The 15,520-nt window shown below is 72.1% G+C and carries 15 protein-coding genes; 9 read left to right on the top strand and 6 right to left on the bottom strand.

Going from position 1 to position 15,520, the window contains the following annotated elements; translation table 11 throughout:
- Positions 1 to 29 precede the first annotated feature (29 nt).
- On the top strand, positions 30 to 776 hold the full coding sequence (locus ACFFIA_RS39620) for an N-acetyltransferase (RefSeq protein WP_377261722.1): 747 nt from the start codon (positions 30 to 32) through the stop codon (positions 774 to 776).
- Here the strand turns inward: ACFFIA_RS39620 and ACFFIA_RS39615 are convergent.
- Positions 773 to 1,501 carry a hypothetical protein gene (locus ACFFIA_RS39615; protein ID WP_377261721.1) on the bottom strand — a complete coding sequence of 243 codons (729 nt, stop codon included), beginning with the start codon at positions 1,499 to 1,501 and terminating at the stop codon, positions 773 to 775. The genes ACFFIA_RS39620 and ACFFIA_RS39615 overlap by 4 nt on opposite strands.
- Before the next feature lie 10 nt (positions 1,502 to 1,511).
- Complete coding sequence (locus ACFFIA_RS39610; protein WP_377261719.1) at positions 1,512 to 3,593, bottom strand: MMPL family transporter; 2,082 nt, start codon at positions 3,591 to 3,593, stop codon at positions 1,512 to 1,514.
- A gap of 154 nt (positions 3,594 to 3,747) precedes the next feature.
- Here ACFFIA_RS39610 and ACFFIA_RS39605 point away from each other — a divergent pair, with 154 nt between their 5' ends.
- Both ACFFIA_RS39605 and ACFFIA_RS39600 read left to right on the top strand, forming a co-directional pair.
- Complete coding sequence (locus ACFFIA_RS39605) at positions 3,748 to 5,088, top strand: sensor histidine kinase (protein ID WP_377261716.1); 1,341 nt, start codon at positions 3,748 to 3,750, stop codon at positions 5,086 to 5,088.
- Complete coding sequence (locus ACFFIA_RS39600; protein ID WP_377261713.1) at positions 5,085 to 5,735, top strand: response regulator; 651 nt, start codon at positions 5,085 to 5,087, stop codon at positions 5,733 to 5,735. The genes ACFFIA_RS39605 and ACFFIA_RS39600 overlap by 4 nt, the downstream gene beginning before the upstream one ends.
- Before the next feature lie 147 nt (positions 5,736 to 5,882).
- Here the strand turns inward: ACFFIA_RS39600 and ACFFIA_RS39595 are convergent, their stop codons facing one another.
- Positions 5,883 to 7,709: an aminotransferase class V-fold PLP-dependent enzyme gene (locus tag ACFFIA_RS39595; RefSeq protein ID WP_377261711.1), complete on the bottom strand. Its 1,827-nt coding sequence runs from the start codon at positions 7,707 to 7,709 to the stop codon at positions 5,883 to 5,885.
- Between the two features lie 227 nt (positions 7,710 to 7,936).
- Here ACFFIA_RS39595 and ACFFIA_RS39590 point away from each other — a divergent pair, with 227 nt between their 5' ends.
- The gene (locus ACFFIA_RS39590; RefSeq protein WP_377261708.1) at positions 7,937 to 8,143 is read left to right on the top strand and encodes a hypothetical protein; all 207 of its coding nucleotides are present in this window, start codon (positions 7,937 to 7,939) and stop codon (positions 8,141 to 8,143) included.
- Positions 8,140 to 9,744 (top strand): amidase, encoded by a 1,605-nt coding sequence (locus tag ACFFIA_RS39585; protein ID WP_377261705.1) that lies wholly within the window; start codon positions 8,140 to 8,142, stop codon positions 9,742 to 9,744. The genes ACFFIA_RS39590 and ACFFIA_RS39585 overlap by 4 nt, the downstream gene beginning before the upstream one ends.
- A gap of 464 nt (positions 9,745 to 10,208) precedes the next feature.
- On the opposite strand, the gene ACFFIA_RS39580 is transcribed toward ACFFIA_RS39585, so the two are convergent.
- The gene (locus ACFFIA_RS39580; RefSeq protein ID WP_377261703.1) at positions 10,209 to 10,493 is read right to left on the bottom strand and encodes a hypothetical protein; all 285 of its coding nucleotides are present in this window, start codon (positions 10,491 to 10,493) and stop codon (positions 10,209 to 10,211) included.
- A 216-nt stretch (positions 10,494 to 10,709) separates the two neighbouring features.
- Between ACFFIA_RS39580 and ACFFIA_RS39575 the strand changes: the two genes are divergently transcribed.
- Positions 10,710 to 11,246 (top strand): GNAT family N-acetyltransferase, encoded by a 537-nt coding sequence (locus ACFFIA_RS39575; RefSeq protein ID WP_377261700.1) that lies wholly within the window; start codon positions 10,710 to 10,712, stop codon positions 11,244 to 11,246.
- A 150-nt stretch (positions 11,247 to 11,396) separates the two neighbouring features.
- On the opposite strand, the gene ACFFIA_RS39570 is transcribed toward ACFFIA_RS39575, so the two are convergent.
- Together ACFFIA_RS39570 and ACFFIA_RS39565 are read right to left on the bottom strand one after the other, a co-directional pair.
- On the bottom strand, positions 11,397 to 11,603 hold the full coding sequence (locus ACFFIA_RS39570) for a hypothetical protein (RefSeq protein ID WP_377261698.1): 207 nt from the start codon (positions 11,601 to 11,603) through the stop codon (positions 11,397 to 11,399).
- A gap of 127 nt (positions 11,604 to 11,730) precedes the next feature.
- The gene (locus ACFFIA_RS39565) at positions 11,731 to 11,922 is read right to left on the bottom strand and encodes a hypothetical protein (protein WP_377261696.1); all 192 of its coding nucleotides are present in this window, start codon (positions 11,920 to 11,922) and stop codon (positions 11,731 to 11,733) included.
- Between the two features lie 497 nt (positions 11,923 to 12,419).
- On the opposite strand from ACFFIA_RS39565, the gene ACFFIA_RS39560 reads away from it, so the two are divergent.
- From ACFFIA_RS39560 to ACFFIA_RS39550, 3 genes are read left to right on the top strand one after another with little or no spacing between them, the layout of a single operon-like run.
- Positions 12,420 to 13,802 (top strand): ABC transporter substrate-binding protein, encoded by a 1,383-nt coding sequence (locus tag ACFFIA_RS39560; RefSeq protein WP_377261694.1) that lies wholly within the window; start codon positions 12,420 to 12,422, stop codon positions 13,800 to 13,802.
- Complete coding sequence (locus tag ACFFIA_RS39555) at positions 13,799 to 14,692, top strand: carbohydrate ABC transporter permease (RefSeq protein WP_377261692.1); 894 nt, start codon at positions 13,799 to 13,801, stop codon at positions 14,690 to 14,692. Before ACFFIA_RS39560 ends, ACFFIA_RS39555 begins: the two co-directional genes overlap by 4 nt.
- Positions 14,689 to 15,510 (top strand): carbohydrate ABC transporter permease, encoded by an 822-nt coding sequence (locus ACFFIA_RS39550; protein WP_377261690.1) that lies wholly within the window; start codon positions 14,689 to 14,691, stop codon positions 15,508 to 15,510. Before ACFFIA_RS39555 ends, ACFFIA_RS39550 begins: the two co-directional genes overlap by 4 nt.
- Positions 15,511 to 15,520: the final 10 nt, after the last annotated feature.

Here is a 15,520-nt window from a genome sequence, read left to right as displayed (position 1 = left end):
TCTGTTGAAGCAGAGATCAGGAGCGGCGTGTGGACCTTCAGATGGTGACTCTCGCCGAACGTCCCGATCTCACTCCGCTACTTGACGATCTCTTGGGCACCTGGCCACGCTTCCTGCACCACCATCCGCTCTCGACCCTCTTCTACTCCTCCGTCGCCCCGCGCCACCCCGGGTTTTGCCTGGTCGCGGTCGAGCGCGGGCAGCAGGGGAGGCTGGTGGCCAAGGCGTACAGCGTGCCGGTCGCCTGGCCGCCGGGCACGCTGCCCGCCGAGGGCCACGACGCGGCGATCATGGCGGCGGCCGGCGACCTGCTCGACGGCCGCCCGGGGCTGATCGTGGTCGCGCTGGAGGTCACGGTCGCGGCCGAGTGGCAGGGGCGGGGCGTCTCCCGGATCATGCTGGACGCGCTCCGCGCCAACGCCGCCCGCCATGGATTCGGCGCCATCCTGGTCCCGGTCCGCCCGACCCACAAGCACCTCGAGCCCGACCTGCCGCTAGCCGCGTACGTGGCCCGCACCCGCCCCGACGGGCTGCCGCACGACCCGTGGCTGCGCACTCACGTCCGCGCCGGCGGGGAGATCGTGGGCATTGCGCCGGCCTCGATGACGCTCACCGCGCCGCTGGCCGACTGGCGAGAGTGGACCGGGCTACCCTTCGACACCGCCGGCCCGGTCCACGTGCCGGAGGCGCTCGTGCCCGTGCACTGCGACCCGGCCCAGGACTGCGCGGTCTACGTCGAGCCCAACGTGTGGGTGCGCCACCAGCTCCACGGTTAGCCGGCCCTCCGGGCCGACATCAGGACCATGCCGGTGTACCCCCACTCGGGCAGGTCCGGGTCCGCGTCGATGCGGCGCACCTCCAGGTCGACTGTGTACGGGGCGAAGACCTCGCCGACCCGCTCACTGTCCACAGGCACGCCCGGCCACTCCCGGCCGCCGGCGATCGAGTACCGCCCCATGTTCTCCATGAACGAGGCGACCAGGTGCCCGCCCGGCCGCACCGCGCGCACGAACGCCTGGCAGAACGCCGCGAACTCGGCCCGGTCCTCGGTGGCGCTCTCCGCGACGAAGTTCATCGAGGCCAGCGCGTACCGGCCGGGCGGGAGGGTCAGCGCGTCGGCACGCGTCACCCGTACCCGGGAGAGGGCCTGGACCAGCGACGGCGGCAGCGCCGGATTGCGCAGCCGACACCGCGCGTAGAACGGGTCCCATGTGTCGTCTGGGCCCTCGGCGAGCTGGCCCCGCAGGTAGGCGACGGAGGCCGCGCTGGGCTCCACCGCGTGCACGAGGCGGCTCGCGGCGGCGGCGAGCGCCAGGGGGTACAAGTTGGGGCCGGCTCCAAATTCGACGGTGCGGTCGAGGGAGTCGGGATCGAGCCGGGCGTACACCGCGCTGTGGTGGTCGATGACCGCCTCGTCGGCACGGTGCAGCCGGCGGTAGTTCTCCGCGAGGTAGTCCTGGACCGGCCACGCGTCCCAGTCGGCGTCACGGTTGCGCAGCATGGAGTGGATCTTAGCCGGGCGGGCGGCGGTGGAGGCGGCGCAGCGGGGCGGGCGCCCACCAGTTCGCGTCCCCGGCGAGCCGCATGAACGCCGGCACGAGCAGCCCGCGGACGACCGTCGCGTCCACGAGGATGGCGAGGGCGAGGCCGATCCCCATCAGTTTGAGGAAGCTCATCCCGCTGGCGCCGAACGCGGCGAACGAGATCGCCAGCACCACCGCCGCCGCGGTGATGAGCCCGCCGGTGCGGCCGAGCCCGGTCGCGACCGCGCGCGCGTTGTCGCCGGTGCGGTCGTACTCCTCCTTGATGCGCGAGAGCAGGAAGACCTCGTAGTCCATGGAGAGGCCGAACGCCACGCAGAACATGAGGATCGGCATCGTCACGTCGAGCTGGCCGGTCGCGGTGAAGCCGAGCGGGCCGGAGAGGTGTCCATCCTGGAATATCCACACCATCGCGCCGAAGGTGGCGGTGAGCGACAGCAGGTTGAGCAGGATCGCCTTGACCGGCACCAGCACGCTGCCGAACGCGGCGAACAGCAGTACGGCGGTGGCGAGCGCGATGACCGCGAGCGCGAGCGGAAGCCGCCCGGCGATGGCCGCCTTGGCGTCGACGAGCTCGGCCGCGTCGCCGCCGACGATGAACTTGAAGGGGGCGTCAAGTTCACGGATCTCCCTGGCCAGCCGCTCCCCCGCCGGCGAACGGGGCACCACCGACGGCACGACGCTCAGCCACGAGCCGGCCGTACTCTCGCGCACCGCGACCTCCGCGACGCCGTCGAGCGCGCGGACCCGGTCGGCGAACGCCTCGACGGCCCCCGCGTCCCGAACACCGGGCAGCGCGACGCCGAACTCGCCGGTCCGGTCGCCGGTGAACCCGCTCTCCAGCCGCTCGGCGACCTGGCGTGCCTCGTTGCCCGGCGGCAGCGCCTGGTACGACGGGAGGCCCGGATCCACGCGGAGGAACGGGCTGCCCAGCGCGAGGAGCGCCACGACGGCGCAGGTCGCGACGGGGACGGGGCGCCGCATGACGGCCTCGGCGAGCCGGTGCCAGAAACGCCCGCGCCGGGCCGCTCCGGCCCGCGCGCGGGCCGGGCGCAGGCGCAGCGCGTCGACCCGCGGGCCGAGCACGGCCAGCAGCGCGGGCAGCGTGAGCAGCGCGGCGGCCGCGGCGCTGAGCACCACCGCGGTGCCGGCGTAGGCGAACGAGCGCAGGAACGGCAGCGGGAACACCAGCAGCGCCGACAGCGACACCGCCACCGTGAGTGCCGAGAACGCCACCGTCCGGCCCGCGGTCTCCAGCGTGCGCACCACCGCCGCGCCGGTCGGGCGGCCGGCCGCCAGCTCCTCGCGGAAGCGGGTCAGCACGAACAGCGAGTAGTCGATGGCCAGGCCGAAACCGAGGCCGGTCATGAGGTTTATCGAGTACACCGAGACGTCGGTGACCTGGGCGACGCCAGCGAGCACGAGCAGCGCGCCGGCCACCGCCACCACCGCCACGACCAGCGGCAGCGCCGCCGCCACCAGGCCGCCGAAGACCACCAGCAGCAGGAGCAGCGTCGCCGGTACCGCGATGGCCTCGGCGCGGACCAGGTCGGTGCCGAGCTGGTCGCCGATGGCGGTGTCGATCGCGTACGCCCCGCCGACCCGGACGGTGACCGGCCCGCGCGGGCCGGCATAGCTCTCCGCGACGCCGGCCGCCGCGTCATCCGAAACGTCGACCACCAGCAGGGCGGAGCGCGCGTCGGTCGCGCGCAGGGCCGGCTCGCCGTCCGCGGACCAGTACGACACCGCGCCGGCAACCCCCGGCTCGGCGGCGACCGCCGCGGTGAGGTCGCGCCCGGCCGCCGCCACGGCCGGGTCGTCGACGCCGGCGGGCGCCTCGACGAGCAGCACCAGCTCGGGCGTGGACGCGCCGGCGGCGGCCAGGAACGCGGCCGCCCGCGACGACTCGGCGTCGGGGTCGGCGAAGCCGCCATCGCCCAGCGCGCCGAAGAGGTTGGCACCGAACGCGCCGGCGCCGAGTACGAAGAGGACGGTCAGCGCCAGGACGAGGCGGCGGCGCCGGACGGTGAGGTGGCCGATTCTCGCGAACATGCCAAGAAATCTGCGCCGTGGCACCCCCCTTCCACATCGCACCGCGGCCGGTTTTCGCGCGTACCGCCGCCGGTGCCGCCCCCGTACCCCGGTCCGGTTCGGGCCGTACCACGGGACGGGGCGGGGCGCCTCCGCGCGGCGGTACCCTGCGATCGTGGACAGGACGGGGCTGCGCGCCTGGGGCGGTGCGATAACGACGAGCCTGGCCTTCCCGCTCGCGGCGCTCGGCGCGGCGCTGCTGGTCTTCGCGACGGCGGGCGTCTCGGCCGGCCTGGTGGGCGCGCTGGTGGTGGCGCTCGTGCCGTGGGCGCTGCTGGCCGGCCAGGTCCGGCTGCCGCCGTGGGCGATGGCGGCGGCCGGTGCCGGCGTACCGGCGCTGATGAGCGTCGGTTACGAGGCGCCCGGCGCCATCTTCCTGGCGCTGCTGGCGGTCGCGTGGCTCGCCGCGACGGGCGGTTTACGGGCGGAGCTCGGCGCCGGCGCGGCAGCGCCTGAGGTGGCGGCCTTCGCCGTGACCCTGGCGGCGCCGGTGGTGGGCCTGGCCCGCTACGGCGAGTGGCGCGAAGACTACCCCTTCCCCGTCTTCTTCGGCACCGGCACGCTCCTCGCCTGGCTGATCGGCCGGATCCTGCGCCGCGAGCGGCAGCTCGTCGCCGCGCTCACCGACGCGCAGGGCCGCCTCGACGCCGCCGCGGCCGCCGCCGAGCGCCGCCGGATCGCCGTCGACGTGCACGACGCCGTGGGACACGGGCTCAGCGTCGTGCTGCTCAATGTGGTCGGTGCGCGGCAGGTGCTGGAACGCGACCCCGCGGCCGCCGGCGAGGCACTCGACCGCGCCGAGCGTGTGGGACGGGAGAGCCTCGATTCGGTGCGGGGCATCGTCGGCCTGCTCCGCGAGCCGGCCGGCGACCCCACCGGGACGCGACCACCGCCACCGGGCGCGACCGACCTCGCCGCGCTCCTGCACACCGCGGCGGCCTCCGGGCTGGCGTTGCGGAGCGAGGTGTCCGGCGACCTGTCCACGGTGGACGCCTACGCCGGGCTAGCCGCGTACCGCCTGACGCAGGAGGCGCTGTCCAACGTGGAGCACCACGCCCCCGGCGCCGACGTGCTGGTACGCCTGACCCGTGAGCCGGGGCGGCTCGCGGTGTCGGTGCGCAACGGCCCCTCCCGCCGCGCGGCGAGCGGCGGCCGGGGCGGCGGCACCGGCCTGGACGGGATGCGGCAGCGGGTCGGCGCGCTCGGCGGCACGGTGTCCGCGGGACCGGACGGCGACGGCTGGCTGGTCGAGGCGACGTTGCCGCTCCGCGACGGCGGGGCACCGGGGGCCGCCTCCGGCAACGGGGCGGCGGCCGGCGGGCCTCGCCACGCCTCCGGCGGGCAGTCGGAGCCGATCCGGCCGCGGGACGCCAGCGGCGGGCCCTCGGAGGCCGAGGCTACGGCGGCTCCCTCCAGGCCCCGGCCGGGGCGCGGCGGCACGGTGGAGGGCCGATGATCCGGATCGTGCTGGTCGACGACCAGGAACTCGTCCGCGCCGGCCTGCGGCTGATCCTGTCGCCCCACGACGACCTCGAGATCGTCGGCGAGGCGGCCGACGGGCGTGCCGGCCTCGACGCCGCCCGCGCGATGCGCCCCGACGTCGTGCTCATGGACATCCGCATGCCGGTACTCGACGGCGTCGAGGCGACCCGCCGGCTGCTGCGGGAGCCCGCGCCGCCGCAGGTGCTCGCGCTCACCACCTTCGAGGACGACGAGGTGCTGTGGGGCGCCATCGAGGCGGGCGCGGCCGGCTTCGTACTCAAGGACGCGCCCGCCGTCGACCTCGTCGGCTCGATCCGGGTCACGGCGCGCGGCGGCACGTGGCTCGACCCGCGGGTCGCCCGGCGGGTGCTGGACACGGTGCGCCGCCGCGCGGCCAGGCCGGCGCCGTCCCTGGACGCGCTCACCGAGCGCGAGCGGGAGGTGCTCCGCCTCGTCGCCTCGGGCGCCAACAACGCCGAGATCGCGGCCGCGCTCCACCTGAGTGAGCGCACAGTCAAAGGCCACATCTCGGCCATCTTCCTCAAGCTCGGCGTCCGCGACCGGCCAGCCGCGATCATCCACGCGTACGACGCCGGCCTGGTCCCCGAACGGCCCCGGTAGGCGGACGGCCCCCTGGCCGGTAGCCCACTGATGCCGCCGGACACAGTCAGTCGTCGGTGACGACGACCTCAACTGGTCGGTGGCTCGCGTGACCGGGCGCGGCTCCAGCAGCGCCCGGCCGTTGCGCGGCGGTCTCGTCCGCTGTGGTCACTCGACCTCGGCCTCCCCGCGCCCGGCCCGGTCCGGTTCGCCGCCACTCGCTTGTGCGCCGCCACTCGCTTGTGCGCAGCCTCCCGCGACCTGCCCGCCGCCCGGCTCCACACCGGACGGTCGCCGACCGTCGCCGAGGCAGACCCGCGGCAGGTGGAACCAGCGCAGCGCCTCGAAGTCGCGGGCCAGCCCGGTCGGCCCGTCGTCGAGCGACTCGGGGTATCCGGCGAGCAGCCGCCGCGCCTCCTCCAGGTATCCGGCGAGCGCCTCCTCGCCGACCCGCGCCGGCCGGGCCGGCCGGCTGAGCGTGCCGTCCGCCGCGAACACGAGGTCACGCAGCCGCAGCGGCGGTACGGGGGCGCCGGCGTGGTGCCGCCACAGCCCGGTATGCGGGTCGAAGCGGTAGTCGCCGAGCAGCCGGTGCCCGTAACGCGCGATGAGGTCGACCGCCTCGACCAGGTAGTCGGCCACGGTGTCGGAGATGAAGTAGTTGAAGTTGATGCGGGTCCACCCCGGCTTGATGCCCTCGCAGCCCTGGCGGATCTCGTCGCGGAATCGGTGCGAGTGCACGACGTCGATCGCGAGCAGCCGGTGGCCGTACGGCCCGGCGCACGAGCAGCCGCCGCGGGCCTGGATACCGAACAGGTCGTTGAGTACGGCGACCACGAAGTTGTGGTGGAGGTACCGGTCGCCGCGACGGATCCGGAGCGAGACGATCGACAGACGCCGGGCTTCCGGGTTGCCCAGCAGCTCGACGTTGGGGTTGGCGGACCAGCGGCGCAGCGCCCGCTTCCACAGCCGCTCCTCGCTGGCCTGGATGACGTCGGCGCCCACCGCCTCCTTGAGCGCGAAGACCAGGCCGGCCCGGATCGACTCGACGATCGCCGGCGTGCCGCCCTCCTCGCGGGCGATCGGGTCGTCGAGGTACCGGTGCCCGGCCGGGTCGACGAACGCGACCGTGCCGCCGCCCGGCACGGTCGGCACCGCGTTGCGCACCAGCTCGCGGCGGACCACGAGCACGCCCGGGGTCTGCGGCCCGCCGACGAACTTGTGCGGCGACAGGAACACCGCGTCCTTGTGGTCGCCGGCGCTGGGCACCGACTCGCGGACACGGATCGGCACGTACGGCCCAGCCGCCGCGTAGTCCCAGAACGACAGCGCCCCGTGCGCGTGCAGCAGCGCGGCGATCGCGTCGGCGTCGGACAGGATGCCGGTGACGTTGGAGGCGGCCGAGAAGCTGCCTATCTTGACGGGGCGGTCAACATGGCGCTCCAGCTGTGCGGAGAGCTCGGCCCGGTCGATGTGCCCATCCCGGTCCGCGCCGATCGGCACCACGTCGGCGTCACACTCCCGCCACGGCAGCTCGTTCGAGTGGTGCTCGTACGGCCCGACGAAGACGACTGGCCGCCGCTCGGAAGCCTCGACCCGGTACCGGGCGGGGGCGCGGAGTTCGAGGATGCCGATCAGCTTGTTGACGGCGGTGGTGGCGCCCGAGCCGCAGAAGATGACCAGGTCGTCGCCGGTGCCGCCGACCGCCTCGTGGATGATCTGGCGGGCCTCCTCGCGCAGCCGCCCGGTGGCGAGGCCGGTGCCGGAGCTCTCGGTGTGCGTGTTGGCGTACCGGGGAAGCACCTGTGCGCGGATGGCGTCCTCGATGAAGGCGAGGGATCGGCCGGAGGCGGTGTAGTCGGCGTAGGTGATGCGGCGCGGCCCGTACGGCCCGTCGAGCACCGCGCCCTCGCCGATGATCCCGGCCCGAATCCGTCTGATCAGGGCGGCCCTTGTCGGCCCCGCCGCCCGCGTCGTCGCGATCACGCCGGTCATAAGTTGAGAGTGCGCCCATGTTGGGGCGCGCACCAGCGCCTTTCGGGCAGCTCATGAGGCGTAAACCGGACACAGCGGCCAGATGAGCACAGGCGTGTAAACACCGCGAGGCGACTTCGTTTCGCCTGTTGATCTCCAACCCGCCAGGTCCGCACGCTCTAGCCACGCTTTTCCACAAGCCCCCGAGCTCGCTTTCCGCAAGCCTCGAAGGGCTCGAAGGGAGTGTCATGCCGCCCCCATACACCAACGAGACAGCGCTGGAACTGGCCCGCCAGCTCGCTCCACTGCTCGGCCTCTCCGACATCCACCTGCCGACCGCGATCGCCGCCGACGTCCTCAACGGCGCGACCGAGTGCGACGCTCTCCTCGCCACCATCCCCCAGACGGAGACGCCGTCGCCGCTGACCCAGCTCGTCGCGGAGTGGCTCCCGTGAGCGCGGCGCCCGCCGCCGGTCCGGCGCACGGATCGCCGTCCGCAGCCACGGTCGCCGGCGCACCGGCGGCACCCTCCGCGATCAGCCGCCGGACGCTTGTCGCGGGCGCGGCCATCGCGGGCGTCGCGGCGGCCGGCGGCACGGTACTGACCGGTTCGCCCGCGCACGCGTCGCCCTTCTCCGGACGCACGCCCGACGTTCCCCTCTACGACCTGGAGGTGTGGCAGGCGGCGCAGCTGATCCGCACCCGAAAGCTGTCGCCGGTGGACCTCGCCGAGGCCACGCTCGCCCGCATCGCCGCCGTCGAACCGAAAGTCAAGGCATTCGTCAACTTGTACCCGGCCGCCGAGATCCTCGCCGCGGCGCACAAGGCGGCGCAGGAGATCCGGCGCGGCCACTACCGCGGTCCCCTGCACGGCGTAACCGTGGGCCTGAAGGACATCTACCTCACCAAGGGCAAGGTCACCGAAGGCAACTCGCGGCTGTACACAGGTTTCGTGCCGGACGTCGACGCGACCTCGGTCGCTCGGCTGAAAGCCGCCGGCGCAACCATCTTCGGCAAGGTCGGCACCAGCGAACTCGCCACGTCGACCGCGAGCGAGGCCAACAACCCGTGGGACCTCGCCCGGACCCCCGGTGGGTCCAGCTCCGGATCCGCGGCGGGCGCCGCCGCCTCGGAGTTCATGATCGGCATGGGCACCTGCACCGGCGGCTCCATCCGCGGGCCGGCGGCCAACTGTGGGCTGACCGGCTTCAAGCCCACGTACGGCACCATCAGCCTGCACGGCATCTTCCCGCTGGCCTGGTCGATGGACCATCCCGGCCCGCTCGTCCACAGTGCCCGCGACGCGGCGCTGCTGGTCGACGCGATCGGCGGTGTGGACCCGCTCGACCCGCTCAGCCGCAAGGTCAAGCGGTACCGCCTCGCGGACGAGCTGGCGAAGAACAAGGGGCGCAAGCCACTGCGCGGTGTCGTGGTCGGCGTACCGGTGCCGGACGACTTCCTCAGCGGCGTGCCCAACGACGAGGAGGTCGCCGCGTTCGAGGAGGCGGTCGGCGTGATCCGCTCGCTCGGCGCCACGGTCCGGCCGGTCCGCAGCAAGGTCCGCCTGCCGGGGCTGACCAGCGTCAGCTCGTTCTACGACCCGATCCGCAGCGGTGAGGTGGCGGCGTTCCAGCACCGCAACCTCGTCACCCAGCCGGAGAACATGTCGCAGGACTACCGCAACAAAGTTGTCGCCGGCCTCATGTTGCCGGGCACGGCGTACCTGCAGGCGCAGCGGGTCCGGCGGCTGTGGCGGGACGGGTTCCTGTCGATGTTCGACGACATCGACGTGGTCATCCACGCCGCCGACAACATCGCCGGCCTGAAGTCGGGCACCAACCCGCCACTGCCCCGCCCGTCGAGCGGCAGCAAGACCAACATCTGGAACCTCAGCGGCGCGCCGGCGGTCGCCATCCCGACCGGCTTCTCCCGCGTGGAGCGCATGCCACTCTCCATGCAGGTCGCCGCCAAGCCGGGCGACGACGGGATCGCGCTCCGCGTCGCGGACGCCTTCCAGTCGGTCACGGCACACCACAAGGCGCGGCCCGCGCTGTAGCCGGAACTCGCCGGACTGCCACCGGGTCGGGGCGCTCCTGCCTCGGCCCGGTTCCCGCGCGTCCATCCACAAGGGAGCTCAAGTGGTCATCCACAGCCGTGACAGGTGTGGGCGCACAGTGTGCACGGCGAAGGCCTCGTGCGCGACCGGCCAACCCACACCTCGGGCCGCCGCCCGACTGGGCCGGCAGGCGTGGCGGACATCCTCGCGCGGGCGGCGGATCACGAAGATGAGCCCGTCCTCAAGTTCACCGAATGCCCCGGCTCAGCGCCCGCGAGCATCACCACGCCGGACATGACCGAGACCTCGCCTTGTTGGTAACGATTGCCATCAGCGAGTGAGGGCAGCTCATGGCTCGCCGCACCGACAACCGGCCGGTGATCTCCGTGCGGAGCACCAAAGCGCACCAGGATGCGGACGAACCTCGCCGGCGACAGATGCCGTGACGACCGCTCCGCTGACCCTCAGTCCATGCCCACCGGCGTGCGCCAGCCGCCCTCCGGTGGCTTGCGCACGAGCTTGAGCACGTCGCGCCACTCGCCCGGGCCCGACGGCGACGCCACGATCAGGCGGTCGACCCAGGCTCGGGCCACCCACTCGTCCTCGAAAGCGGGCCAGGCCAACTCCCGCCCACCCGGCCCACCGTCGCGGGCCCGCACGAGCCACCGGCCGCCGTCCTGGTGCAGCCAGATGTCCCGCCGCTCGGGCCCGCGGGCGACCTCGTTCCACCAGCGCCCGACCATCTCCATTCCACCACGCTATCGAACATTTGTTCGAACGCACAAGGCTCGGCAGGCTCCGGACCAGGCCCACGTGGACGGTCGGCGTGGCAAGCCCCGCGAACCCCGGCGGTGGCCGGCGCGCCGCCCACCGCCGCGGACAGCCACGCCCGCGCGCAACCTGGCGCCCTCGGCCGCACGCCTCGACGATCTCACCCCGCCCCGCACGCGTGGCACCATGGCCGGGTGGCGCTCGTAGAGATCTCGCTCGTCCCGCCGTCCACAGCCGACGACGGCGCGTTCGTCGCGTACGCCACCGACCTGGTCAACCGCGTGTACACCGACGCGGAGAAGGGCATCTGGCGCGAGGACACCGACCGGACCAGCCCCGCCGAGTTGGCGGGCATCGTCCGCGCCGGCCAGCTCGCGGTCGCCCGGCTCGACGGCCAGGTCGTCGGGGCGGTACGCGTGCAGCGGCTGGCGACCGGCGAGGGCGAGTTCGGCATGCTGGTCGCGAGCCCGGAGCATCGCGGGATCGGGCTGGGCCGGCGGCTTGTCGAGTTCGCCGAGCGGTGGGCGCGGGAGCGCGACCTGGCGACGATGCAGCTGGAACTGCTCGTCCCCCAGACGTGGACGCACCCGGTCAAGGACCTCCTCCACCACTGGTACATCCGGCTCGGCTACCGGCCTGTGCGCGTCGCCAGGCTGGCCGACGACTATCCGGCGCTGGCGCCGCTGCTCGCGACCCCGTGCGACTTCGTCGTCTACCACAAGCCGCTCTGACCACCGGCGGCTTCGGCCACTGGCCAACCACCGGCCGCCGCCAAGGCCCACCCGATCGCCCCCACGACCACAACCGGGGCCACCGCCGACGCGGCCACGGCCACCGGACGCGGCGGCGACAACGCGGGCGCACCTGAGGTCAGGCGAGGCTCACGGTGTCGAGCCGCGCGGGGCCGGTGAAGACGAGGTACACGGGACCAGCGTCGTACCCGAGTAGTCGTCGAAGGTCCACGCCGCGACCGGGGCGCGCAGGCCGCGTGGCGGGATCGTCTCGCCCTTCACGCTGAGCGTCGCGGTGCGGCGGATGTCGGTGGCGGACGCGCCGACGAGGATGTCGTACGTGCCGCTCCCCACCACGGACGGCTCCGCGTCGGCGCGGTCTGGAGGTACGTGGGATGGTCAACGTGTGGGCGCCCCGTCGTCAACCTGCTGCGCGACCCTCGCTGGGGCCGCAACGAGGAGGGGTACTCCGAGGACCCGTACCTCACTGGCGTGATGTCGACCGCCTACGGGCGCGGGCTCGCCAGCGACCGCAGGTTGTGGACAAGCCGATCGCCTGTGGAAAGACGGTCGCCTCGCCGAGCCAGGCGACGCCGTGCAGTGCCTCGGTGCCGGTGCGGAACGCGCCGACGTCGAGGCGCGGGATCGCCGGCTGGTACTGGTGCAGGAGGGACATCTTCTCGGCCGGCGTCAGGCGCCCGACCAGGTCGTCGATCCGCGTGGCCAGGTCGTCGATCCGCGTGGCCAGGGGAGGTCGGGGTCACGGAAAGGGTGCGCCGGGTCGGCCGCCCGCGCGGGGACGGCCGGAGCGAGGAGGACGGCGGTGACCGCGGCGGCAAGCCAGGCTCTCGGAGCGCGCACGGGCACGACACTTGCCGACGGCCCGCAAGGCTGCCAATAGTTGGGATGCCATACGAAGTAATCTGACAACCATGGCCGCCGAAACCGTTACGAAATCATCGGTTTACCCCGTTGACACGGCGGTCGGTCGTCCAGTTAGCTTGCGAACGAGTAGTCGAAGCGCTTCGATTCTCTCTCGATTCGACACGTCGCCCCACCGAGGCGCGGGCCCGTTGACGCCGGGCCGGCGAGCCGCGCCCCGCATCCACCCCTGTCTCGCTACGCGGGCCGCCAGGCCGGCCGGCCCGCCCACCGCTCCACGAGGAGGCAGTAGTGAGCTTTCTTGTACCTCCCCTCAACTTCGGTCGCGTCCACAGGCGGATCGCGGGACGCGAGCGCCGCGAGGCTCGGGCCGGCAAGCCGGTACGCGCGGGCACCGTCGCCGTACTCACGGCGGCGTCCCTCGTCCTGGCCGCATGCGGTGCCGACGCGGACGACGGCGCCGGCGGCGGAGACGGCAAGACCCTCCGGCTCTGGCACTACGAGGGCGCGAACAGCGCCATGGGCGTCGCCTGGACCGAGGCGATCAAGCAGTTCGAGGCGTCCCACCCCGGCGTCAAGGTGCAGTTCGAGGAGAAAGGCTTCGAGCAGATCCGGCAGAACGCCGGAATGATCCTCAACTCCGACGAAGCGCCCGACATCATGGAGTACAACAAGGGCAACGCGACCGCCGGCCTGCTCTCGAAGCAGGGGCTGCTCACCGACCTCACCGAGGAGGCCAGCAAGCGCGGCTGGGACAGGATCGGCCCCAGCTTGCAGACGACCTCGAAGTACGATGCCGAGGGCATCATGGGCGACGGCAAGTGGTACGGCGTGCCCAACTACGCCGAGTACGTGATGGTCTACTACAACAAGGACCTCTTCACGAAGCACAACGTGCAGGTGCCCACGACGCTCGCCGAGTTCGAGACCGCGATGGACACGTTCACGAAGGCCGGCGTCACCCCGCTGTCGGTGGGCGGCGCCGAGTACCCCGCCCAGGAGATCTTCTACGAGCTGGCGCTCTCCAAGGCCAGCCGCTCCTTTGTGGACGGATTCCAGCTCTACAAGGGAAAGGTCGACTTCCAGGGGCCGGAGTTCACGTACGCCGCCAACACCTTCGCCGACTGGGTGAAGAAGGGGTACATCGCGAAGGACTCCGCCGGCATCAAGGCCGAGGACATGGGCGTCGCGTTCACCCAGGGCAAGTTCCCTATGGTGATCTCGGGGAGTTGGTGGTACGGCCGCTTCGTCGCGGAGGTCAAGAGCTTCCAGTGGGGCACGTTCCTCTTCCCCGGCAACACGCTGCACCCCGGCTCCGGCGGCAACGTGTGGGTCGTGCCGAAGAACGCGAAGAACAAGAGCCTCGCGTACGACTTCATCGACATCACGATGAAGCCGGAAATCCAGAACCTGCTCGGCAACTCGGGCGGCGTGCCCGTACTCGCCGACCCGGCGGCGATCACCGACGAGAAGAGCAAAGAGCTCATCGACAACTTCAACAAGGTGGCCTCGACGGACGGTCTGGCCTTCTATCCCGACTGGCCGGCGCCGGGCTATTACGACGTGCTCGTGGCCGGCGTGCAACACCTCGTCAACGGCACGAAGAGCCCGGACGCGGTGCTCGACGAAATCGCCAAGCCGTACAACGACAATCTCGCCAGCCTCGGCAAATGAGATCCCATCGGGGGTACGCCGCCTTCCTGATCCCCGGCGCGCTCCTCTCACTGGTGGTCATCGTGGTGCCGCTCGTGATGAACGTCGGCATCAGCTTCACCCGGTGGCAGGGGGTGGGTACCCCCGAATGGATCGGGCTGGACAACTACGCGCGGCTGCTGCGGGACGACAACTTCTGGGCGTCGTTCCGCAACATCCTCTTCCTCATCGTGGCGATGGCGGTCGTACCGACGCTGTTGGGTCTGGTGCTGGCCGCCGTCCTCTTCGACTACGTCGCGAAGGCGATCGGCCCGCGCACCGCGAGCGCGCTCCGCTCCGGCTTCTACCTTCCACAGGTGCTGCCGGTCGCGGTCACCGGCATCGTGTGGGGCTGGATCCTCAACCCCAGCTTCGGCGGGCTCAACGCGATCCTCACCAGCGCCGGACTCGACGCCCTCGCCAAGAACTGGCTCGGCGACCCGGCGTACGCGCTCTACAGCGTGATGGTCGTGATGATCTGGTTTCAGGTCGGCTATCCGGTCGTGATGTTCATGTCCGGGCTCCAGCGGGTCGACCCAGAACTCTACGAGGCGGCGTCGATCGACGGGGCGGGATGGTGGCGGCGGTTCACCCGCATCGCGGTCCACCAGATCAAGCCCGAAATCTACGTGGTACTCGTGACAACCACCATCGCCGCGCTGAAGATCTTCGGGCAGATCTACGTGCTGACCCGCGGCGGCCCGGGCAACGCCACGCTCGTGCCGGCGTACTTCGCGTACCAGAACTTCTTCGAGAAGGCGCAGGTCGGCTACGGCTCGGCGATCGCCACCGTGCTCGCGCTCATCATCGTGGTGCTGGCCACCGCGTTCCTGCGCATCCAGAGCCGCGACGAGCGGCGGGACGCCGCATGAGCCGCGCGCTCCGGCCCGCCGTCCTGGCCACGCTCACCGTGCTGGTGCTGCTGGTGCTGTCACCCTTCGCGCTGGTCGGCCTCAACGCGGTCAAGAGCCCCGACGAGTACGCCACCGAGGGGCCGCTGTCGCTGCCGAACGGCCTGTACCTCAAGGGAATCGCCGACTTCTGGGTCCGCGTGGACTTCGGCGAGAAGCTCGTCAACAGCCTCGTCATCGCCGGCTCGGTGGCGGTGCTGGCGGTCGTCGTCTCGGTGCTCAACGCGTACGCGCTGGGCATCGGGCGGGTCCGCGGCCGCTCCGTGTTCCTGGTCTTCTTCCTGCTGGCCAACCTCCTCCCCCAGGAGGCGCTGGTCTACCCGCTCTACTACCTGTCCAAACAGGTCGGTCTCTACAACACGCAGCTCGCCGTCGTCATCATCTTCACCGCGATCCAGAGCGCGTTCGGCACGTACTTGCTCTCCTCGGTCTTCGCCACGTTTCCGCGGGAGATGCTCGAGGCGGCCGCGATGGACGGCGCCGGCAAGCTCCGGACACTGTGGAAGGTGGTGGTGCCGATCAGCTGGCCGAGCCTGTCGGTGCTGTTCACCTTCTTCTTCATCTGGACCTGGAACGAGTTCTTCCTGCCCCTGGTCTTCCTCATCTCCAACGACAAGCAGACCGTTCCGGTGGCGCTCGGCGTGCTGCAGGGCGACCGGCTGATGGACGCCACCACCACGAGCGCCTCGGCGCTGCTCGGCATCCTGCCGGCGGTGCTGTTCTTCCTGATCTTCCAGCGGACCCTGTCCCGGGGCATCATGTCCGGGGCCATCAAGTGACGGAGCTACG

It is taken from the genome of Phytohabitans kaempferiae, assembly GCF_042433955.1.
Taxonomy (GTDB): domain Bacteria; phylum Actinomycetota; class Actinomycetes; order Mycobacteriales; family Micromonosporaceae; genus Phytohabitans; species Phytohabitans kaempferiae.
Note: the sequence above shows the minus strand (reverse complement) of the source record. Positions and strands in the feature narration are given on the sequence as shown.

Excerpts from the sequence above, each read along its gene's own strand:
- ACFFIA_RS39590 (WP_377261708.1), top strand. The coding sequence starts at position 7,937 with ATGCCGCCCCCATACACCAACGAGACAGCGCTGGAACTGGCCCGCCAG.
- ACFFIA_RS39550 (WP_377261690.1), top strand. The coding sequence starts at position 14,689 with ATGAGCCGCGCGCTCCGGCCCGCCGTCCTGGCCACGCTCACCGTGCTG.
- ACFFIA_RS39615 (WP_377261721.1), bottom strand. The coding sequence starts at position 1,501 with ATGCTGCGCAACCGTGACGCCGACTGGGACGCGTGGCCGGTCCAGGAC.
- ACFFIA_RS39600 (WP_377261713.1), top strand. The coding sequence starts at position 5,085 with ATGATCCGGATCGTGCTGGTCGACGACCAGGAACTCGTCCGCGCCGGC.
- ACFFIA_RS39580 (WP_377261703.1), bottom strand. The coding sequence starts at position 10,493 with ATGGAGATGGTCGGGCGCTGGTGGAACGAGGTCGCCCGCGGGCCCGAG.
- ACFFIA_RS39610 (WP_377261719.1), bottom strand. The coding sequence starts at position 3,593 with ATGTTCGCGAGAATCGGCCACCTCACCGTCCGGCGCCGCCGCCTCGTC.
- ACFFIA_RS39595 (WP_377261711.1), bottom strand. The coding sequence starts at position 7,709 with ATGACCGGCGTGATCGCGACGACGCGGGCGGCGGGGCCGACAAGGGCC.
- ACFFIA_RS39565 (WP_377261696.1), bottom strand. The coding sequence starts at position 11,922 with ATGTCCCTCCTGCACCAGTACCAGCCGGCGATCCCGCGCCTCGACGTC.
- ACFFIA_RS39555 (WP_377261692.1), top strand. The coding sequence starts at position 13,799 with ATGAGATCCCATCGGGGGTACGCCGCCTTCCTGATCCCCGGCGCGCTC.